General features: G+C 69.2%; 1 protein-coding gene and 3 pseudogenes. 2 read left to right on the plus strand and 2 right to left on the minus strand.

Annotated features, from left to right (window positions below; translation table 11 throughout):
• Positions 1-66: 66 nt before the first annotated feature.
• Positions 67-795, minus strand: a pseudogene (locus tag BN4348_RS56635) (dihydroxy-acid dehydratase domain-containing protein); the annotation flags it as partial.
• Between the two features lie 77 nt (positions 796-872).
• Here BN4348_RS56635 and ricR point away from each other — a divergent pair.
• The gene (gene ricR / locus BN4348_RS56640; RefSeq protein WP_066917391.1) at positions 873-1,163 is read left to right on the plus strand and encodes a copper-sensing transcriptional repressor RicR; all 291 of its coding nucleotides are present in this window, start codon (positions 873-875) and stop codon (positions 1,161-1,163) included.
• A gap of 118 nt (positions 1,164-1,281) precedes the next feature.
• Positions 1,282-1,746, plus strand: a pseudogene (locus BN4348_RS56645) (MFS transporter); the annotation flags it as partial.
• Here the strand turns inward: BN4348_RS56645 and BN4348_RS56650 are convergent.
• Positions 1,671-2,527, minus strand: a pseudogene (locus tag BN4348_RS56650) (dihydroxy-acid dehydratase domain-containing protein); the annotation flags it as partial. The pseudogenes BN4348_RS56645 and BN4348_RS56650 sit on opposite strands and share 76 nt — an antisense overlap.

Below are 2,527 nucleotides of genomic sequence, written 5' to 3' on the forward strand. Positions count from 1 at the left end.
CATCGGACCCGCCGCGATCGTCTTATGGTGGTCTCTTATACACATCTAGATGTTAATAAGAGACAGGGTCGCGGGCGGGGCCGCGCTGCCCGGCAACGACATGCCGAGCGCCTCGGCGGAACACGCCATGGTGTTGGCGGTGTACATGCCGCCGCAGGCGCCCTCGCCCGGGCAGATCGCCCGCTCGATGGCGTCGACGTCCTCGCGGGGCATCAACCCGCGCGCGCACGCCCCCACCGCCTCGAACGCGTCGATGATCGTGACTTCGCGCTCGCTGCCGTCGGACAGTTTGGCCACCCCCGGCAAAATGGAGCCGGCGTAGAGGAACACCGCCGCCAGGTCCAGCCGTGCGGCGGCCATCAGCATCCCGGGCAGCGATTTGTCGCACCCGGCCAACAGCACCGAGCCGTCGAGGCGCTCGGCCTGCATCACGGTTTCGACGCTGTCCGCGATCAGTTCCCGGGACGGCAGCGAGAAATGCATCCCCTCGTGCCCCATCGAGATGCCGTCGGAAACCGAGATGGTCCCGAACTCGAGTGGGTAGCCGCCGGCCGAGAACACGCCTTCCTTGACGGCCGTGGCGAGCCGGTCCAGCGAGAGGTTGCACGGCGTGATTTCGTTCCAGGACGACGCGACCCCGATCTGCGGTTTGGCGAAGTCCTCGTCGCCCATGCCTACGGCGCGCAGCATGCCACGGGCGGCGGCCTTCTCCAGGCCGTCGGTGACGTCACGACTACGCGGTTTGATGTCGGCGACCGGCGCCGAATCGGTGGGTGTGGCCTGCCCTGAACTCATCGTGCAAGTATGCCGGGCGCGTCGCGTCGGCAAACGCGCGGGTCATACCCCATCGGGGTATGGGGTAGACTCGAGCGGTGACGAGTGCACACGGATATTCGCAGCAGAAGGACAACTACGCCAAGCGGCTGCGGCGCATCGAGGGCCAGGTCCGCGGCATCGCGCGGATGATCGAGGAAGACAAATACTGCATCGACGTCCTCACCCAGATCAGCGCGGTCAGCAGCGCGCTGCGTTCGGTGGCGCTGAACTTGCTCGACGAGCACCTGAGTCACTGCGTCACTCGCGCCGTGGCAGAGGGCGGCAGTGACGCGGACGACAAGCTGGCCGAGGCCTCGGCCGCCATCGCGCGTCTGGTGCGTTCCTGATCGCTGGTTGGTAGGCGTGTTGAACCGCTAACTTGCGGGAACCTATTGTTGCGGTGCGTACGGTAGGTGCAGCGTGATTGCGCCAGCAGCTTGCCCGGCCGATTGCGTGCCCCAACCGATGACCGCCATGACTGCCGCCACCCCCACTGCAGCGCGAACGTGGACGCCACGGATCGCCGCGCAGCTGGCTGTGCTGGCAGCGGCGGCGTTCACCTACGTCACGGCGGAAATCCTGCCGGTGGGGGCCCTGTCGGCGATCGCGCGCAACCTGCACGTCAGCGTGGTCCTGGTCGGCACGCTGCTGACCTGGTACGCGCTGGTGGCGGCGCTGTCGACGTTCCCGCTGGTGCGCTGGACGGCGCACTGGCCGCGCCGGCGCGCCTTGGTGTTCAGCCTGGTCTGCCTGACCGTGTCGCAGCTCATCTCGGCGCTGGCGCCCAGCTTCGCGGTGCTGGCCGTCGGGCGGGTGCTGTGCGCGATCACCCACGGCCTGCTGTGGTCGANGGCGGCCACGTCGAGGCGGATCCGGTCGCCGTCGCGCAGCAGGGCGATCGGACCGCCGTCGACCGCCTCCGGCGCGACGTGCCCCACGCACAGGCCGGTCGTGCCGCCGGAGAACCGGCCGTCGGTGAGTAGCAACACGTCTTTGCCGAGGCCGGCGCCCTTGATCGCGCCGGTGATGGCGAGCATCTCGCGCATCCCGGGGCCGCCCTTGGGGCCCTCGTACCGGATCACCACGACGTCGCCGTTGGTGATGGTGCCGTCCTCGAGCGCGTCCAGCGCGGCCCGCTCACCGTCGAAAACCCGTGCGGTGCCTTCGAACACGTCGGAGTCGAAACCGGCCGTCTTGACCACCGCGCCCTCGGGCGCGAGCGATCCGTGCAGGATGGTGATCCCGCCGGTTGGATGGATCGGGTTGTCCAGGGCCCGCAGCACCTTGCCGTCCGGGTCGGGCGGGGCGATGGCGGCCAGGTTCTCGGCCAGCGTCTGGCCGGTCACCGTCAGGCAGTCGCCGTGCAGCAGGCCCGCGTCCAACAGTGCCTTCATGATCACCGGGACCCCGCCGATGTGGTCGACGTGGGACATGACGTGCCGGCCGAACGGCTTGACGTCGGCCAGGTGCGGCACCTTGGACCCGATCCGGCTGAAGTCGTCGAGGGACAGCGCGACGTCGGCCTCGTGGGCGATGGCCAGCAGGTGCAGCACCGCGTTGGTCGAGCCGCCGAATGCCATCACCACCGCGATCGCGTTCTCGAAGGCCTCCTTGGTGAGGATGTCGCGGGCGGTGATGCCGCGCCGCAGTAACTCGACGACGGCCTCGCCGCTGCGGCGCGCGAACCCGTCGCGGCGGCGGTCGGTCGCGG

Origin of the sequence: Mycobacterium interjectum (genome assembly GCF_900078675.2) — a bacterium.
Lineage (GTDB): Bacteria > Actinomycetota > Actinomycetes > Mycobacteriales > Mycobacteriaceae > Mycobacterium > Mycobacterium interjectum.